21 protein-coding genes are annotated in these 17,219 nt (G+C 60.6%); 4 read left to right on the top strand and 17 right to left on the bottom strand.

All coding sequences use genetic code 11. The features are described from left to right. Window positions 1-28: 28 nt before the first annotated feature. Genes BLO49_RS08740 through BLO49_RS08780 form a run of 9 tightly spaced genes read right to left on the bottom strand, consistent with a single transcriptional unit; the run spans window position 29 to window position 7,290 of the window. Window positions 29-598 (bottom strand): GNAT family N-acetyltransferase, encoded by a 570-nt coding sequence (locus BLO49_RS08740; RefSeq protein WP_090647114.1) that lies wholly within the window; start codon window positions 596-598, stop codon window positions 29-31. Further along, entirely contained in the window at window positions 591-1,574 is a 984-nt protein-coding gene (pseG, locus tag BLO49_RS08745) for a UDP-2,4-diacetamido-2,4,6-trideoxy-beta-L-altropyranose hydrolase (RefSeq protein WP_170828269.1), read from the bottom strand. Before pseG ends, BLO49_RS08740 begins: the two co-directional genes overlap by 8 nt. Continuing rightward, window positions 1,574-2,578 carry a ketoacyl-ACP synthase III gene (locus BLO49_RS08750; protein WP_090647119.1) on the bottom strand — a complete coding sequence of 335 codons (1,005 nt, stop codon included), beginning with the start codon at window positions 2,576-2,578 and terminating at the stop codon, window positions 1,574-1,576. Before BLO49_RS08750 ends, pseG begins: the two co-directional genes overlap by 1 nt. After that, on the bottom strand, window positions 2,578-3,324 hold the full coding sequence (locus BLO49_RS08755) for an SDR family NAD(P)-dependent oxidoreductase (protein ID WP_090647404.1): 747 nt from the start codon (window positions 3,322-3,324) through the stop codon (window positions 2,578-2,580). The genes BLO49_RS08750 and BLO49_RS08755 overlap by 1 nt, the downstream gene beginning before the upstream one ends. Then, window positions 3,317-3,565, bottom strand: a complete 249-nt coding sequence (locus BLO49_RS08760; RefSeq protein WP_090647122.1) for a phosphopantetheine-binding protein — start codon at window positions 3,563-3,565, stop codon at window positions 3,317-3,319. Before BLO49_RS08760 ends, BLO49_RS08755 begins: the two co-directional genes overlap by 8 nt. Further along, window positions 3,562-4,380, bottom strand: coding sequence for an alpha/beta fold hydrolase (locus tag BLO49_RS08765; protein ID WP_090647125.1), 819 nt, complete (start codon window positions 4,378-4,380; stop codon window positions 3,562-3,564). Before BLO49_RS08765 ends, BLO49_RS08760 begins: the two co-directional genes overlap by 4 nt. Next, entirely contained in the window at window positions 4,377-5,135 is a 759-nt protein-coding gene (locus BLO49_RS08770; RefSeq protein ID WP_090647127.1) for an SDR family NAD(P)-dependent oxidoreductase, read from the bottom strand. Before BLO49_RS08770 ends, BLO49_RS08765 begins: the two co-directional genes overlap by 4 nt. Beyond that, the gene (locus BLO49_RS08775) at window positions 5,132-6,223 is read right to left on the bottom strand and encodes an aromatic ring-hydroxylating oxygenase subunit alpha (RefSeq protein ID WP_090647130.1); all 1,092 of its coding nucleotides are present in this window, start codon (window positions 6,221-6,223) and stop codon (window positions 5,132-5,134) included. The genes BLO49_RS08770 and BLO49_RS08775 overlap by 4 nt, the downstream gene beginning before the upstream one ends. After that, complete coding sequence (locus BLO49_RS08780) at window positions 6,223-7,290, bottom strand: 3-oxoacyl-ACP synthase III family protein (RefSeq protein ID WP_090647132.1); 1,068 nt, start codon at window positions 7,288-7,290, stop codon at window positions 6,223-6,225. The genes BLO49_RS08775 and BLO49_RS08780 overlap by 1 nt, the downstream gene beginning before the upstream one ends. A gap of 135 nt (window positions 7,291-7,425) precedes the next feature. Here BLO49_RS08780 and BLO49_RS08785 point away from each other — a divergent pair, with 135 nt between their 5' ends. Continuing rightward, window positions 7,426-7,647 carry a phosphopantetheine-binding protein gene (locus tag BLO49_RS08785; protein WP_090647135.1) on the top strand — a complete coding sequence of 74 codons (222 nt, stop codon included), beginning with the start codon at window positions 7,426-7,428 and terminating at the stop codon, window positions 7,645-7,647. Between the two features lie 3 nt (window positions 7,648-7,650). Continuing rightward, window positions 7,651-8,334: a pseudaminic acid cytidylyltransferase gene (pseF, locus tag BLO49_RS08790; protein WP_090647137.1), complete on the top strand. Its 684-nt coding sequence runs from the start codon at window positions 7,651-7,653 to the stop codon at window positions 8,332-8,334. Here the strand turns inward: pseF and BLO49_RS08795 are convergent. After that, window positions 8,331-8,993 (bottom strand): trimeric intracellular cation channel family protein, encoded by a 663-nt coding sequence (locus BLO49_RS08795; RefSeq protein WP_090647140.1) that lies wholly within the window; start codon window positions 8,991-8,993, stop codon window positions 8,331-8,333. The two genes, pseF and BLO49_RS08795, sit on opposite strands and share 4 nt — an antisense overlap. 19 nt (window positions 8,994-9,012) lie before the next feature. Beyond that, window positions 9,013-9,558, bottom strand: coding sequence for a glycine zipper 2TM domain-containing protein (locus BLO49_RS08800; RefSeq protein WP_090647145.1), 546 nt, complete (start codon window positions 9,556-9,558; stop codon window positions 9,013-9,015). Window positions 9,559-9,678: 120 nt separating this feature from the next. On the opposite strand from BLO49_RS08800, the gene BLO49_RS08805 reads away from it, so the two are divergent. Continuing rightward, window positions 9,679-10,521 (top strand): pirin family protein, encoded by an 843-nt coding sequence (locus tag BLO49_RS08805; protein ID WP_090647147.1) that lies wholly within the window; start codon window positions 9,679-9,681, stop codon window positions 10,519-10,521. Beyond that, window positions 10,518-10,736, top strand: a complete 219-nt coding sequence (locus tag BLO49_RS08810; protein ID WP_090647150.1) for a hypothetical protein — start codon at window positions 10,518-10,520, stop codon at window positions 10,734-10,736. Before BLO49_RS08805 ends, BLO49_RS08810 begins: the two co-directional genes overlap by 4 nt. A 180-nt stretch (window positions 10,737-10,916) precedes the next feature. On the opposite strand, the gene pseI is transcribed toward BLO49_RS08810, so the two are convergent. The 6 genes from pseI to BLO49_RS08840 all read right to left on the bottom strand — a co-directional run bounded on the left by pseI (window position 10,917) and on the right by BLO49_RS08840 (window position 17,022). Continuing rightward, window positions 10,917-11,966, bottom strand: a complete 1,050-nt coding sequence (gene pseI / locus BLO49_RS08815) for a pseudaminic acid synthase (RefSeq protein WP_090647153.1) — start codon at window positions 11,964-11,966, stop codon at window positions 10,917-10,919. Then, the gene (gene pseC / locus BLO49_RS08820) at window positions 11,963-13,147 is read right to left on the bottom strand and encodes a UDP-4-amino-4,6-dideoxy-N-acetyl-beta-L-altrosamine transaminase (protein ID WP_090647155.1); all 1,185 of its coding nucleotides are present in this window, start codon (window positions 13,145-13,147) and stop codon (window positions 11,963-11,965) included. Before pseC ends, pseI begins: the two co-directional genes overlap by 4 nt. A gap of 193 nt (window positions 13,148-13,340) precedes the next feature. Further along, window positions 13,341-14,393 carry a UDP-N-acetylglucosamine 4,6-dehydratase (inverting) gene (gene pseB / locus BLO49_RS08825; RefSeq protein ID WP_090647158.1) on the bottom strand — a complete coding sequence of 351 codons (1,053 nt, stop codon included), beginning with the start codon at window positions 14,391-14,393 and terminating at the stop codon, window positions 13,341-13,343. Window positions 14,394-14,477: 84 nt separating this feature from the next. Next, window positions 14,478-15,464, bottom strand: a complete 987-nt coding sequence (locus tag BLO49_RS08830) for an SDR family oxidoreductase (RefSeq protein ID WP_090647407.1) — start codon at window positions 15,462-15,464, stop codon at window positions 14,478-14,480. 65 nt (window positions 15,465-15,529) lie between these two features. Next, window positions 15,530-16,294 (bottom strand): WecB/TagA/CpsF family glycosyltransferase, encoded by a 765-nt coding sequence (locus BLO49_RS08835; protein ID WP_170828270.1) that lies wholly within the window; start codon window positions 16,292-16,294, stop codon window positions 15,530-15,532. Window positions 16,295-16,347: 53 nt separating this feature from the next. After that, the gene (locus BLO49_RS08840) at window positions 16,348-17,022 is read right to left on the bottom strand and encodes a YiaD family glycine zipper/OmpA-like lipoprotein (protein ID WP_090647160.1); all 675 of its coding nucleotides are present in this window, start codon (window positions 17,020-17,022) and stop codon (window positions 16,348-16,350) included. Between the last annotated feature and the right edge of the window lie 197 nt (window positions 17,023-17,219).

The following is a 17,219-nucleotide window of genomic DNA, read 5'->3' on the forward strand; positions in this document are numbered from 1 at the left end:
TCATGATCGGGGTGGTGGGTTTTTTTATCTACCCCCTATATACGGTCTCTTCGCCCCACCAGTTACGGTTATCTTTAAATTTTCTGCCAAATTCCGCCCAGTGCGCCGCTGACTGCTCGAAAATATGCAGATCGTGGCGGATGCCATCCTTCAGTGTGTGATCCTTCAGCACCCCGACGGCGCGATAGCCGTTGAAGGCTTGCAGACGCACCGTGCGATCATTCCACGCTACCACATGATTGACGATCTTGTGCAGCCCCATGGTGAAGAAGGCGTGATTGAGCGTGCCGACAAAATTATAGATGGTCAGTTCCTTCGGCGCGGCCGCATCGCCGATATAGACGCCGATTTCGCCAATGCCGGAATGCCCGTCGGTTACGGTAATCGAGGCATAGCCGACATCGCGGCCTTCGATTTGAATGATGCAATGTTCGTAATCGTCGCGCGCATTGCAGCGCTCGATCCAGGCGGTCTGGCGCGCGATGTCATAGGGCACATCGGTCAGCATATATTTTGTGATATGCGGCGCCGTCCGCCAGTCGAGCAACAGACGGGCATCATCGGGCGTGATCCGGCGATAGGACAGGAAATCATACACGGCGCATGGTCTCCACAATACGTTTCGGCCCGAAGCCATCGACCACGGCATGAGCCTTGGCGGCGATCTCGGTGCGAGCGGCCGGATTATCGATCAGCGCCTTGACGCGCGCGCCCAGATCATCGGGCAGACCCTTGCGGGCATCGATCACCGGAAACGGGCACGCTTTCAGCGCCGCGGCCTGATTGTCATAGACCACCAAAACCAAAGCCGGCAGTCCCATGGCCGCCACCTCTCCGACGCTGCCGCCGGCGGCGGTGATCACCAGACGGCTGCCGGCCAGCACATCGGCCACGCGCTTGGGAGAGGCAAATACCTGAATGCGATCGGACCTTTGCCCCAGCCTGACCAGATCGTCCGTATGCTGATTGGCCGGGCCGGCAATCAGACGAATATCATTGTCCGGCAGGGCCGCATGAACGGCCTCGGCGCAGCGCGCGGTCAGTTGGGTCGGGTCGCTGCCGCCGAACATGATTGTAATCGCCGTTCCACCAGCGCTTCCCACCTCCAGGAATTCCCGGCGGATCAGGGCATAATCGGCTCCCAATAGCAGCCTTGCCTTCGTCTTTCGTTCGTAATCGACCGGCCGCGCCGCCTGCGCCGGATTGATCAGCAGATCGCAATCAAAGTGAGCCAGCGCATTGAGATCATCGATCACCGCCAGGCGCGTCGCCTTTTTCTGGAGCGCGATATAGTCTTCGGCCGCCGCGTAGCTGTCGATCAGCAGCCAGTCCTCCCGCGTCAGGCCCACCGCGCCCAGCGCCAGAAAATCGGCCATGCTGCCCAGGGCGCCCGCAATTGCCATGCCCTGCGCGCCAATCTGCGCCAGCTGCGCATTCACCGCCTCACCCACTTCATTGAGCAGGAAGGTGACCGCGATCCCCTGCGCCCGCGCCTCCTCGGCAATGGCGAAACAGCGCATGAAATGGCCCATACCGATCTGCGATGAGGCTTCCGTGCGGATGAAGAGGCGCATTACGGCACCCGGATGATATCGTGACAGGCCGGCGCTTCGGTATGCCATACGGCCGTGGCCCAGGACCAGCCAACGCCGAACCCGCACAGCAGAAAGGACATGTCCGGTTGCGGCCGCATCCGGTTCAGATGGTCACAGATGGCCAGCGGGATCGAGGCCGAGGAGGTATTGCCGAAGTCGCGCACGGCATAAACCATCTGATCGTCGCGCGCCTTGATCTTGTGGCCCAGCGTCCGGATCATCATGGCATTGGCCTGATGCAGGATTACATGATCGATATCGCCGATGGCCCGGCCGGCCGCCGTCAGGGCGCGCTCGATCGACGGCGCCACCTGTTTCAGCGAAAAGGCCATGACCTGCGTGCCGTCCATGAAAAGTTCCGCCGCACCGGGCTCCGCCAGCCCGCCCGTTTTCGAGATCAGGTATGGCGCGCCGGAACCATCGGAACCCAAATCGAAGGCGATTGATCCGTCTTCGGACAGTTCAAGGGCGGTCACCGCCACGCCATCACCAAACAATGGCGCCAGCGAGCGATTACTGTCGGAAATCATGTGCGTGGTGATATCGCCGGTCACCAGCAGGGCGCGGAAAATACCGCCGGATTGCATCATCGCATTGGCCACAGAGAGCCCATAGACATAACCCGAACAGCCCAGGCCCAGATCGAAAGCCGCCGTCTCCTTCGACAGTCCGAGCGCGTTCTGCATGACGCAGGCGGTCGAGGGCAGCGGGTAGTCCGGCGTTTGCGTGACCACGATCAGCAAGCCAATGGTTTCACGCGCCCAGTTGAGCTTTTCCAGCAGGACGTCCGCCGCCGCCACGCCTAACTGGCTGACCGTATGCCGATCCGCGACCGGCCGGCGCTCAATGCCCGTGGCGGCGATGATCTTGGCCATGGTTTCCGCGCCGAAGCTGGCGGCGAGGTCGGCGTTTTCACTGACCGCCTGCGGCAGGGCGGTGACTATGCCGCAGAGTTTCGGCGCACGGGCGGTAAAGCTGACCATTACGAGGTGAGCCCCCCATCGACCACCAGGGTCTGACCGGTAATGAAGCCGGCCTCTTCGGACAGCAGGAAACGGACCAGGTGGACAATATCCGCAAGTTCGCACAAGCGCCCCAGCGGCGTGCGCCGAACGATCTGATCGAGCTGCCTGTCATCCAGCCCTTCGGAAAGCTGCGTCTTCATATAGCCGGGCGCTACCGAATTGACGGTAATGCCGACGCGCCCAACCTCGCGCGACAAGGCGCGCGAAAAGCCGTCCATGCCCGCTTTCGATGCGGCGTAGGCGGTCAGACCGGTATAACCGCGCAGGCCGGTGATCGAGGAAATATTGATGATGCGGCCCGGCTTGCGCGTCTTCATCATCTGGCGCAGGGCCGACCGCGCCAGGCAGATGGCGCCGGTCAGATTGACCTGCAACACCTTTTCGATATCGCTGACCGGCAGGGTGGAGAGGATGCCCTCGACCGACATGCCGGCATTATTGACCACGCCCCACATGCGATGGCCATTGAAAGCCTTTACCGCTGCCAAAACGAAGGCTTCGATCGCCGATGTGTCGGCCATATCCACGCCCTGCCAGAAGAACCAGTCGCCGTGAACGTCTTTCAGCGCCTGTAAATCGTCGCTGAATGTTGTGCTGCACCCGGCCACGCCATAGCCCTGCGCCAGCAGGTCGCGCGCCAGGGCCAGACCCAAGCCCCGGCTGACTCCACTGACCAGCACCCATTTGCGCGGCGCGTCAGTCATGCGCATCACCAAAAAGCGCCGCCAGTTCGCCGACAGTATGGAACAGGACAAAGCCATCGGCAAAAGGTGACAGGCCGGTCTTTTCCTCCAGAATGACAACGAGCGTCGCCAGATCGAGACTATCGATATCGAGCGGACCATTGAGCAGCAATGTATCGGCAGTTATCTCACCAGTGGCCGCGCCTTTGTCGGTCAGGATTTGCGTCAGTTCTTCGCGGATCAGGTCGAGGGTGGTGGTCACGGCAGAAAGTCCTTGAGATGGGCGATGACGGCGGCAGGTGCCTCCATGTGCGGCAAGTGGCCAGCGCCTTCAATGAGAAGAAGCGGCGCGGATGGGGGCAGGCGATGCGCTTCCGGTATCGGGATCAGGCGGTCATGATCGCCCCACAATATCTGGACAGGGCAGGCCACGCGCGACCAGTCGAAACCTTCGGGCGAAAGCGCCAGACCGTAAATCTTGGCATTGCCCAGCAGGGCTCGCAGCGCCTCGCTACGCGCCGGATCGGCGGCGGCATTCGATAGCGAGGCGGTCAGGGATGGCCCCAGCGATTGCCCTTTTGGCCCCAGCAGATAACGCGCCAGGGCGTCGGCGTCACCCTGATTGAGAAAGGCGTCCAGCGTCTCGTGATGAAACTCGCCACCCAGTCCAGCGGGGGAGATCAAAGACAGGGATTTGACGCGCGCTGCGTGGCTGGCAGCAAACCCCAGCGCAATCTTGGCACCCATGGAATGGCCAATTACATGCGCCTTATCGATATCCAGCACATCAAGCGCCTCATCGAGCCAGTGGGCCATAAAGGTGAGATCCGCCGCGCCGACATCCGGCGTGCTGCGCCCATGGCCCGGCAGGTCGAGCGCGATCAGGCGATAGCGCGAGGCCAGCGGCACCAGGCAGAATTGCCATGTAAGGAGGTCGGCGCCAAAGCCATGCACGAACAGGACGGTTTCACCCGCCGGATTACCCATTTCGAGATAGCCGAGCGGGCCATGACTGTGCGCCTCACTGACGGACAGTGAAATCCTGCGTGACGGTTTGATCGGGATTTGTGCGTTCACGCCAAAAACCCTCCGTCTACGGACAATATGGACCCGGTGATCCAGCGCGAGGTGTCGGCCAGCAGAAAGGCGATGGCCGCAGCGACATCATCCGGCCTGCCCAGGCCCAGCGGATGCATATCGACCACGCGCTGGAAATTTTCTTCAGAAAGGATGGTGCGGAACTGATCCGACATCGGCGTATCGACCATGGCCGGGGCCACGGCATTGACGCGCACGCCATCGCGCACCAGCTCGACGCCGAGCCCTTTGACCGCCGACACGATACCGCCCTTGGAGGCTGCATAGACAACATTGCCGGGCGCGGTCTTTAACGCGGCGGAGGATGAACAATAGACCAGCGAGGCTGGACTGCCGTGGCAGGACTTGAGCCGAAAGGCCTGCGCGAGCATAAGGGCCGCGCCAAGGTTTTGGGTCAGCACGTCCATGACGAAATCGGGCTTCACCGCCTGGATGGGCCGCGTGGCCTGCACGCCGGCGCAATGAGCGATGCCGTTCAAAGGGCCAATCTCAGCGCACAGCGCTTTCAGCCACGGCACGATAGCGTCCAGATCGGCCAGATCGAACAGGCGACCAATATGATCCGTTCCTTCCAATGCCGCCAGGGTTTCGTCGAGACGCGCCGAATTGCGACCCGAAGCCACCACGCGCGCGCCGAGCTTCGACAGATAGATGGCCGTCGCCTTACCGATTCCACTGGTCGCGCCGGTGACCAGGATGGTCCGCCCCTCAAGCGACATAGGGTTAAACGTCATATCACGCCCTTCATACGCTTGGCATAGGCCCTCTGAAAATGGGCGATACGGCCTTCCAGTTCGCCCAGCACCGGCGGACGATGAGGCGGGGCATCGCGCGTGCCCAGTTGGGCGACGGCGCAGATATCACGGTCTTCATTGCGCACCTGCTCGGAGAAGCTTTTCAGGGAATCGATCACCATGCCGCGCGCCGCCCGGCCATTGTTCTTCGCCAGCCAGGAGGTCGAATGAATGCGCAACGTCTGCGGCCCGGTCGGCTCGAAGGTCTGGAAGGTCAGGAAGGCACCAGCCGAGAAGGTGACGACGATATTGGGGAAGATCAGGAAGTTGCCATACTGCGGATAACGGTCAGAGGGCTCCAGCTTGATGCTTTTCGCCACCTGACCCCACCATTTCAGCGAGCGCTCTTTCAGATTGCCGACATAGCGGCTATGGTCGCCATCGGTTGAAATTTTCAGGTCGATACTCAGGATCAGGCCGAAGCTATCGGCATGGACCAGCGGCACATGATAACCCTCGGCGGCATTATCCATGCCCAGCTTCCAGTTGGCGGCCCAATCATAGCTTTCCTGCTCGAAATGGTCCGGGCAGACCTCGCTGACATGTTTCAGATCATCATAGAAGCTGCCGAGAAACGCAGGCAATGATGGCCCACCCGGCTTCACCCGAACAAAGACGAAATGGCCGACGACTTCCAGTTCATAGGCTTCCAGAGCCAGCCGGGCCTTGTCCGCCTCGTCGAAACCGAAGCTCTGATTATTGAGCGGGATGCCGATGGGCTTGCCCGCCCCGTCATAGGTCCAGCCGTGATAGGGGCATTGCAGGACGCGATTGCCCTTGCCGCACTGAATTCGGGAAAAACGGTGCGAACAGACATTGCGAAACGCCTTCAGCTCGCCGCCGAAATTCTGCACCACGATCGAATGCGGACCGATCTGCGCGGTGATGAAATCCTTGTCGTTTTGCAGGTCGTGAACAAAGCCGACGCATAGCCAGGATGGTTTGAAGACATACTCGATTTCGGCGGCAAGGACATCCTCGCGCCAGTAGTGGTCCGCCGGTATCTGGCCAAGCCGTTCCTGGTACATTACGCCAGTTCCACGACCTGGGGGCTAAGCATAGGGCCGACCGTCATCTTGATGGCGCTCCACGACCAACCCACGCCGAAGCCCATCATGACAAGGCTTTGCGGCCTGTCGAACTTGTCGGCCAGTCTGGCGGCGATGGTCAACGGGATCGAGGCCGAGGAGGTATTGCCATAGGTCTCCATGGCGATCGGCACCTTGTCTTCCGGCAGGCCCGACTTCTTGCGCAGGTGATTGAGCATGAAAACATTGGCCTGGTGGAACAGGACATAATCGACCTCATCGATCGTTGTATTGGCCGTTTCCAGTATGCCCTTCACCAGCGGCGGGACATTTTTCAGGGTGAAGTTGAAGACCTCGGTGCCATTCAGGTGCAGGCGCGATTTGCGATACAGTTCCTCTGCACGTTCAGGGCTGTGCGGATCCTTTGGCGGCAGCAACGGATGCTTCAAACCACCGGCCTCAACCATGATATGCGGGGCGCCGGAACCATCCGTGCCGAAGACGCCGAACATTTCATCCGCCTTCGGATCAATTTCCAGCGCCGTGGCCGAACCGGCATCGCCAAACAGCGGAATCGTCGACCGATCACCTTCCAGCAGCTTGGAGGTCGAGACATCGCCCGCCAGTACGAGCGCCCGCGCAGGCCGGCCGGCAACCTTGAGCGTCTGCATCAGCGAGGCGGCCGTCCACAGACCATAGGCATAGCCCGAACAGCCGAGATTGATATCAAACGCCAGGCACGACCCCAGCCCCAAACGCGATTGCAGGGCACAGGCCGTGGCCGGAATGACGTAATCGGCGCTCTGCGTCACCATGATCAGGACATCAATGCTGTCACGCGCCCAGCCAAGCTCTTCAATCAGGCCATCGGCCGCCTTCTGGCACAGGTCGGAGGTCAGGATATCCGGGCGGGCGATGTGGCGCGAGCGCACTCCGATCGAGCCGATCAGGCGTTCGCGTTCGGCTTCATCGGGGATCAGGTTTTCGGCGGCCAGGTCGCGCGTTTCGGCGGGCACGCAGGCACGAATGCCGCGGATACTGACGCCCTTCATTGTCGCTTCGGTCATGGCCGCTTCCTCGGTTACGCAACGCTTATCGATGATTCGCCTCAAGCAAACCAATCACAACCCTGCGCATCAAGAATTTAAGGGAATATTGACGGAATCGGGATTTCCTAAAGACCAGTATATCAGGAGCATGTCATGGATAAGTCCGCCTTCTTCGCCGCCGTCGCCGAAATCCTGGAAGCCGATCCGGCCGGCCTGACCGGCGAAGAACTGATCAGTGATGTCGGCAACTGGGACAGCCTGTCGGTCATCTCCTTCGTCGCCATGGTGGATTCTGACCTCGACCAGATCGTCGATGGCGAACAGCTCAAGGGCGCGAAAACCCTGAACGACCTGGCGGCACTCGTCGGTCTCTAAGCCATGAAACGGGTCGCCATCATCCCGGCACGCGGTGGCTCGAAACGCATTCCGCGCAAGAACATAAAGCCCTTCTTCGGCCGGCCGATGATCAGTTATTCGATACGGGCGGCTTTGGATTCCGGCCTGTTCGACAGCGTCGTCGTCTCCACCGATGATGAAGAGATCGCCGATGTGGCGCGATCCTTCGGCGCCGATATCCCCTTCATGCGTCCGGCTGACCTGGCCAATGATCACGCCGGCACCGGCGCGGTCGTCATTCATGCGCTGGAATGGTTCCGAAAAAATAGAATTGATTACGATGCCGCCTGCTGCATCTATGCCACCGCGCCCCTGCTCGATCCGGAACGCCTGAAGGAAGGCTGGGAAAAGCTGCAAGGCAAGCGCTTTGCTTTCAGCGTCACCTCCTTCCCCTTCCCGATCCAGCGCGCCCTGCGCCAGACCACCGATGGCAGCGTCGATATGTTCTGGCCGGAAAACCTGACCAGGCGCTCGCAGGATCTCGAACCGGCCTATCATGACGCCGCGCAATTCTACTGGGGCTGGACGGACGCCTGGCTGAACGGCGAGATCGCCTTTTCGCCAATCTCCGCACCGGTCATCCTGCCGCGCACCCAGGTGGTGGATATCGATACGCCGGAAGACTGGGAGGTCGCCGAAGTGACCTATCGGGTTTTAAAGGGCTAATACTCCGTCTCGCCTCCACCCTGCGCAAAGCCCGGCAGGCGCAGATTGTATTTGATGGCGCAGGCGCGCAAAGCCACGCCGGCAAAGAAACCCACCAGCGCCGCCAGCCAGAAATCCGCCCCCATCAGCTTCAGTATGGCAAAGGCCCCGGCACTCAGCAGCGCTGCCGTGACATAGATTTCCCGGCTCATCAAAAGGTTCGGCTCGCCCGCCAGCACATCGCGGATCACCCCGCCGAAACATGCGGTCAGCACCCCCATGATGACCGCAGAAAAGGGATGGACGCCCAAGCCCATCGCCTTGGCGGTGCCGACCACCGCATAGGCCGCCAGACCGATGGCATCGAGCCACAGAAGCGCGCGAAACCGCCAGCCGCGTTTGGCAAATACCCAGACCGCCACGGCCGCCACCAGACAGGCCATGACATAGCCCGGCCGCTGCACCCAGAAGACCGGCGCACCGATCAGCAGGTCGCGCAGAGTGCCCCCGCCGACGCCGGTAATGGCGGCAAAGAAACCGAAGGTGACGATATCCTGACGACTGCGCGCCGCCGCCAGCGCGCCCGTCATGGCGAAGACGGCCACGGCGGCATAATCGAGCCAGAACAGGGCCAGGGAAATCTGGGCGGTCAGGGATGCGGGTGCGGTCAGGGTATCCATGACCGCGCCATATCACATCTTACCAGTGACGCCCATAGTAGGGACGGCCGCGATAATGGTGATATCCGTAGCCATAGCCGGGACTACTGGAGAAAAAGACGGTGACATAGCCGCGCGGTGGCGGCGGTGGGGCGTAATAGCCGCCGTCATCATAGCTGTAATACGCATCCTGATAGCACGGCACGCTGTCCGAACCCACGGCATTTCCGAGCATTCCGCCGACCAGGGCACCGCCGATCGTATTGCCGCCCCGGTTCCAGCGGTTGGACAGGCCATTGCCGACCACCCCGCCCAGAACGGCGCCGACTATGGTGCCGGTGGCACGGGCGCTGGCCTGACGCTGATAGCAATAGCCCACGGGCTCACGGCCCGCGCGCACCGGCGCGGGATATCCGCTATCGCGCGCCTGATCGGCGCGGCCTTGCTCATAGGCGCGGCGCAGTTCCTGCTGGCTGTAGGGCCGCAGAGTGTCGCCTTGCGTATCATTTGTTTGCGCCAAAACCGGCTGGGCCAGCATCAGGGCCGCGCCCGCAATCAGGCAGGTGTTTGTGATCAGGGGTTTCATCTACGCTTTACTCCGCTCTGTCGGTTTTTACTTACCTCAAAATTATGTTCGGTGCATGGCCAAAAGCTTGACCGCATGACCCCAGAGGTTCAAGCCTGCGTGTAGCCAAGGAGCGCGAAAATGTCCGAAATGAAACCCGTCATCGCCCTGCACAGCGCCTATCGTGACGATATCGGCGACCTGGTGACGCGCCGCCCGGTGCCTTCGCGGCGACTGAACAATATCGGCGCCTTTCTCTTTCTCAATCACCACGGCCCGCAGATCTATGCGCCGAATAATCGCGGCCTGCCTTTTGGCCCGCATCCACATCGCGGTTTCGAGACCGTGACCTTCATTCTGGAAGGCGATCTGGCGCACCGCGATACCGGCGGCCATGAAAGCATCATCCATGCCGGCGGCGTACAGTGGATGACCGCCGGCAGCGGATTGGTGCATGAAGAGGTCTCGCCCGAAGCCTTCAAGCGCTCAGGCGGACCGATGGAGATTTTGCAACTCTGGGTCAATCTGCCGGCGCGGCTGAAAATGACCGCGCCGCGCTATACCGGCGTGCAGAAGCGCGAAATCCCGACCAGTGAAGCCGAGGGCGTGATCCTGAACCTGATCTCCGGCCACTGGCGCGGGCTGGATGGGCCGATTGACTCGCTTACCGGTGTTTTTATGTCAACGCTTCAGATGAAAGCCGGCGGCCGGATCAGCTTTGATGGCCTCGAAGGCCGCGATGTGTTTCTATATGTCGTGCGCGGCGATCTGGCGGTCAATGGCGCCGATGTGCCGCACTGGAATCTGGTCGAGTTCGGCAATGGCGGGCTAATCGATATCGAGGCGGTGAAGGACAGCGTGGTGCTGTTTGGCCATGCCCAGCCGATCAATGAACCGATCGTGGCGCATGGTCCATTCGTGATGAATACGGTGCAGGAAATCCACCAGGCCTATGCCGATTATAAGGCGGGGAAGTTTGGATGAAGAATAAAGCGCTGTCAGAGGATATCAGCCGCAGACTGCTTGAGGTTTCAAGGCAGTTGAATGAGTCGATTTTCGCGGCTCAAGGACAATGCAGCGACGAGGAATTCAATGATTATCGACGGCATATCGGCATGTTGATGGGTAACCTGTATGCCGATATTCTCAGGCCACTTTGGCAAGAACATCCGGACCTGAAGCCGTCTGAGATGGAATAACCCTCCTCCTTGGCGAAGCTGGAGAGGTGGCATCCAACGTAGCAAGATGACGGAGGGGCGCGGTGCAGAAATTGAAGCAGGGGCATTGTGGCAGGGTATGGCGCAACGCCCCTCCGTCAGCGACACCAGCCCGTTGGGCTTCGCGCTGACACCTCCCCATCGCAAGCGATAGGGAGGAGTTTAACCAATCATATCCATTGCCAGAGGTTCACCCCGCGTAATATCGCGGCTGGCGGTCTTGCCCAGCACATGCCACAGGCGCGAGGGCGGCAGGCCCAGACCCGGACGGATCGAGCGGATATTGTCATTCGTCAGCACTTCGCCGGCCTTGATATCCTTCACCACATAGAGCGAGCGGCGGAAGGTCTTCGAGCCCTGTTCGGTGCCGAGGGTCTCGTAATGGACGCGGCCAAGCGCCTTCCAGGCATCCTTACAATCGCGCACCAGGGCGGTGAATTCCGCCGGTTCCAGCGAGAAGCCGGAATCCGGTCCGCCATCGGCGCGGGCAAGTGTAAAATGCTTTTCGATCACTGAGCCACCGAGCGCTACCGAGGCGACGCTGGCAGCCGTACCGAAGGTATGATCGGATAGACCGGACACGCACCCGAACTTGGCACCGAGGTCGGGAACCGTGCGGACATTGGCGTCGGCGATATTGGCCGGGTACTCCGAGACACAGTGAAGGAGTATGATTTCGCCCGAACCGAACTTGCGCGCCGTCTGCACCGCCGCGTCGATCTCGGCGGCATTGGCCATACCGGTGGACATGATCATCGGCTTGCCCTGCTGCGCCACATAGGCCACCAGCGGCAGGTCCACCAGTTCGAACGAGGCGATCTTGTAGGCCGGTGCATTAAGGCTTTCCAGCAGGTCCACCGCCGTATTATCGAACGGCGAGGAAAACAGCGTCACGCCGCGCGCTTTCGCCCGCTCGAACAGCGCCGGATGCCAGTCCCACGGCGTATGCGCTTCCTGGTAGAGATCATAGAGCGAATAGCCGTCCCACAGCCCGCCCTTGAGCTGGAATTCCGGCCGGTCGGATTTCATCGTGATGGTGTCGGCCGTGTAGGTCTGGAGCTTGATCGCGTCGCAACCGGTATCGGCAGCGGCATCGATCATTTTCAGTGCGCGATCGAGTGAGCCGTTATGATTACCCGACAGCTCGCAGATAATATAGGGCTCATGATCGGCGCCGATCTTGCGGCCGGCAATTGTGACTTCAAGGGTCATAACACTTCACTTAAGGCTTGAATGACCCGTGCGGGGTCGTCATCCGCCATATCAGCATAGAGCGGTAAAGAGAGTGTGTTCTGGTAGAAGCGATCGGCGCCCGGCAGGTCGCGCTGCGCCAGGGCGCGGGTCTGCCAGTACGGCTGGCGATGCACCGGCGCATAGTGGACCTGCGTACCGATACCGCGCTCGCGCAAACCGGCCATGACGGTAGTGCGGGTCGTACCGAGCGCAGCAAAATCGATATTCACAGCAAACAGGTGGAAAACAGTGTCATGTTCCGAACACTTCCAGTTTACCGGAATATTAGTCACCGCCAGCGCCGCCTGATAGGCCGCCACCAGCGCCTTTCGCCGGGCAGCAAATTCCGGCAGGCGCTTCAGTTGTGACAGGCCCAGCGCGCAATTAATATCCGGCAGGCGGTAATTATAGCCCAGGCAATGCTGCTCATAGACCCACGGCCCGGTGTCGCCCTCGCCATCATAATGCAGGCCAACAAAATGCGCCGGATCGCGTTCAATTCCGTGTGAGCGTAAGGCCCGCAGCCGCCGCGCCAGTGCCAGATCATTGGTGGTGATCGCCCCGCCCTCGCCCGTGGTCAGGGTCTTGACCGGGTGGAAGGAAAAACAGGCGGCGGTCGAGCTTTGGCACGAGCCGACCGGCCCCTGCGGCCCCACCGTGCCAATGGCGTGACAGGCATCTTCGATCACGAAGGAGCCGTGCTCCTCGCATACTTCCCGAATATGTGAAAGATCAACCGGCCGGCCGGCATAATGCACGGGAATGACGCCGCCCAGACGATAGCCGTGATAGTCACGCTCCAGAATCTTCAGCGCGTCATCGAAGGTCTCATCGGTCATCAGGCCGGTGATCGGATCAACGTCGGCGAAGATCACCGGCGCCCCGCAATAGGCGACGCAATTGGCCGAGGCGGCAAAGGTAATGGCCGGTACGATAACAGCGCAACGCGGCGACAGTTCCTCGCTCATCACGGCCAGATGCAAGGCCGCCGTGCCATTGGCAACCACCACGGCTTCCTTCGCCCCCACTGTTTCGGCCAGGGCGGTTTCAAAGCGCTCGACCATCGGGCCGGTGGTCAGGAAATCGGATCGCAGGGTCTCGACCACGGCCGCGATATCGGCCTCGCTGATCGACTGGCGGCCGTAGGGGAGAAATTTCAATTTATCCTCCCCTGCGCAAGCGGGAAGCTTCGTTCCGTGGGAGGTGTCGAGCAACGCGCGGACCGCAGGTCGCAGCGCGTCAAGACGGAGGGAGCGCCGCCCGTTATGCCCCCTCCGTCAGCGACACCGGCTCTGCGAGCCTCGCGCTGACACCTCCCCCGCTTCGCAAGGGAGGAGAAAATGGGGCTAACCCTCATGTCAGATAAGCCTTCATCATAGCCTTGATGCCGTCCGCGTCCAGACGCTCTTCGTTGTTATCCGAGGCATAGGAAAAGCCTTCTGGCACCTTCTTTATGCCGCGCACCTTGGCGAAACTCTTGCGGGTATATTCGGCAAATTCCGGTTCGATGACGTAGCGGTCGTCCAGTTCAAAGGTCGAACGGGCATCATCGGCCGAGATCATCATCTCGTGCAGCTTCTCGCCGGGCCGGATGCCAATAACCGCCTGCTTCGCTTTCGGCGCCATGGCGGTCGCCAGGTCGGTGACAAGCGTCGCCGGAATCTTCGGCACGAAAATCTCGCCGCCTTGCGTCAGTTCCATGCAGGAAAGCACAAAGGCCACGCCCTGATCGAGCGAAATCCAGAAACGGGTCATGCGCGGATCGGTGATCGGCAGTTCGGTCGCGCCCTTTTCCAGCAGGCGCCTGAAAAACGGCACCACGGAGCCGCGCGAACCAACGACATTGCCATAGCGCACCACGCAGAAACGCGTGCCGATATCGCCGGACATGTTGTTGGCGGCGACGAAGATCTTGTCGGACGCCAGCTTGGTGGCGCCGTAGAGATTGATCGGCGAACACGCCTTATCGGTCGAAAGTGCCACCACCTGCCTGACGTGCGTGGCGAAGGCGGCGGCCACGACGTTTTCCGCGCCGTTGATATTGGTGGCAATACATTCGGACGGGTTATATTCGGCTGCCGGCACCTGTTTCAGCGCAGCAGCATGGATGACGATATCAACGCCGCGGAAGGCCATGACCAGGCGCTCGCGGTCGCGTACATCGCCCAGGAAGAAACGCAGTTTGGAGAGTTGCAGCCGATCGAAGCGCTCCTCCAGCTCGTTTTTCATCTCATATTGCTTGAGTTCATCACGCGACAGGATGATGACCTTGCGCGGATCATACTGCTCCAGCAGCGCCTGCACCATGCGGCGGCCGAACGAGCCGGTGCCGCCGGTAATCAGCACGACCTTGTTCTTGACCGGATCGGTCTGTGGCGAGAAATCACGATGAATAAGGTCGGTCATGCAGCCCTGCGATTGGTAATCCGGACACTACCCGTCCGTGGCCCGCATGGTGCCCTGCCCCGGTTAAAGGGGCGTTAACCCAGGTTAACCACCACCATAACCGCCAACCACAGGCAGGATTTCACCCGTGATGTAACTCGACATGTGCGCCGAGGCCAGGAAGACATAGGCCGGAGCCAGTTCCTCCGGCTGAGCGGGACGTTTCATCGCGGTCTGCGCGCCGAATTGGGAGACCTCGTCCGGCGTCTTGTCGGCCGGATTGAGCGGCGTCCAGACCGGCCCCGGCGCCACGGCATTGACGCGGATACCGCGTTCGAGCAACTGACCGGACAGTGCCCGCGTGAAGGCGTGAATGCCGCCCTTGGTCATCGAATAGTCAACCAGCGACGGGCTGCCTTCGATACCCGTGATCGAGCCGGTATTCACGATGGCGCCGCCATAGGGCAGATGCTCGACCGCGGCCTGGGCCATCTGGAAATAGCCGTAGAGATTGGTTTTCAGCGTCCTGTCGAATTGTTCTTCGCTGATGTCTTCAAACCGGGCGTGAAGCTGAAAGGCCGCATTATTGACGAGCACATCGAGCTTTCCCAGCATGGCCACGGTCTGCGCCACGGCCTCACGGGCAAAGGTCCGGTCCGACACATCGCCGGCGATCAGCAGACAGCGCCGGCCCTCGGCTTCCACCAGGCTGCGTGTCAATTCGGCGTCCTCGTGCTCGTCCAGGAACACAATGGCGACATCAGCGCCTTCGCGGGCAAAAAGAATAGCGACCGCGCGGCCAATGCCAGAGTCGCCACCGGTGATCAGCGCCACCTTCCCTTCCAGTTTTCCGGAACCTTTATAGAAGGGCGCGTCGTAAAAGGGCTTCAGGTCCATGTCCGCTTCGCTGCCTGGCTTGTCGAGCGTCTGATCCGGCATGGGCGGCTCCGGGTATTTTCGTGCGCCTGCCTGCATGGCCTTTTGCGGCTTTTCCAGCGGATGGCTTTTGTCGGTCTGGCGGCGCTCCGCCTGCAGGGCGCGCTGGACGGCGGCGGTGTCTTCCGCCTCGTCCTGATAATCGAGGGGTGTCATAGTCATTTACCTGGCTGAAGCCCCAGCCCGCCACTCATAAAGACCCGGTGATCATCAAAAATCGATCAGGCTGTGCGCTTAAGCCGCCATACATCGCGTAAAGCCTGCGGAATAAGCCACCAGGGTTCGATGAAATAGCGCTCGAACAGACGTTTCGGCTCATGGAAAAAACGCACAAGCCACTCGATACCCAGACGGCCGGTCCAGCGCGGCGGGGTGTACATGACGCCGGCTTCATAATCGAAAGCGGCCCCCACCGGCAGGATGACGCAATCCGGCAGACGGTCGAGATTATTCAGAATCCAGGTTTCCTGACGCGGCATCCCCATGCCGACCAACAGGACATCCGGCTTCTTGTCCCTGAGATCAGCCAGCAACAGCGCATTGGCCGGGCCATTGATATCGAAAAAGCCGGTGTGCAGATCAAGATGCACCCGCGGATACCGCGCGAGGATAGCGGCCTTGGAAGCGGCATTATGCGCCGCTTCACCACCCACATGATAGACCCGCCAGCCATTCTTTTGCGCCAGCGCCCAGAAATCCTCGCGGAAATCGAGATAGGTGCAACGATGGGTACGCGAAACCTTGTGGCCCATCAGCTTCGCCCAGGCGATCATCGGCGTGGAATCGATCTCGATCAGGTCGGCCTTATCGTAAAAGGCGCGCATGTCGGCGCGGCGCTGGAAGAGGTAAAGACTGTGCAGATTGTGATTGGCCACGATGGCGCGCTCTTTCGCGGCTACCTTGCGGCCGACGAAAGCCATGACATCGGCCGGGGTGATTACGTCAACCTCGGCCCCCAATAAGAACAGGCGGCACGGTTTATCCATGCCGCCTGTTTTACAGGGCTAACCTTGATATTCCCCGAAGGGACAGGGTTAATTTATTCCACCGGGCGCAGGGTGATTTCGACGCGGCGGTTCTTGGCACGACCTTCCGGCGTGGCATTGCTGGCGATCGGCTGGGTATCACCGGCGCCGGCGATATAGATACGCTCGGCCTTGACCTTCTGGCCGACCAGATAACCGGCCACGGCATTGGCGCGGCGCTCGGAAAGTTCCATGTTGCTGGCGGCATTACCGGTGCTGTCGGCATGGCCGACCACGTCGATATAGGTCGAAGGATACTGGTTCAGGATGACGCCGACATCATTCAGCACCGGCATGAAGCTGGACGACAGATCCGCGCTGCCCGACGAGAAGGTGACATCGCCCGGCATATTCAGGATGATATTGTCACCCGAACGGGTGATATAGACACCGCGGCCTTCCAGCTTGGCGCGCAGATCCTTGTTCTGGCGGTCCATGTAGGCGCCCACGCCGGCACCCGCCAGGGCACCGATACCGGCACCGATGACGGCGTTCTTGCGGCGGTCGTTCTTGTTGGACAGGGCACCAAGCACCGCACCGGCGCCGGCACCGATCAGCGCGCCCGACTTGGTATTGCTGCTTGTCTTGACGCCATTGCTAGTATCGACCGTTTCACAACCGGCCAGAAGGAAGGCCACGCCGGTCAGGGCCAGGATGGTTTTGCGGCCGGACAGATTAAAACTACGCATGAATAAACTCCTCAGATGAATTGGTGACCTGACCTTATCCGCCTCACAGGCGGGAAGACCAGACCCTCTCCCTATCCATGGCATAGCCGGGATAAGGAGGCTGAATGAAACACCGCGCGATCTCATTAGAAACCTGTAAAGCACTCAAGGCTTTAAGAGATCACGGATTAAGCTTTACTGATCGCCAACTGAACACA

Source organism: Asticcacaulis taihuensis, from assembly GCF_900100255.1.
GTDB lineage: Bacteria > Pseudomonadota > Alphaproteobacteria > Caulobacterales > Caulobacteraceae > Asticcacaulis > Asticcacaulis taihuensis.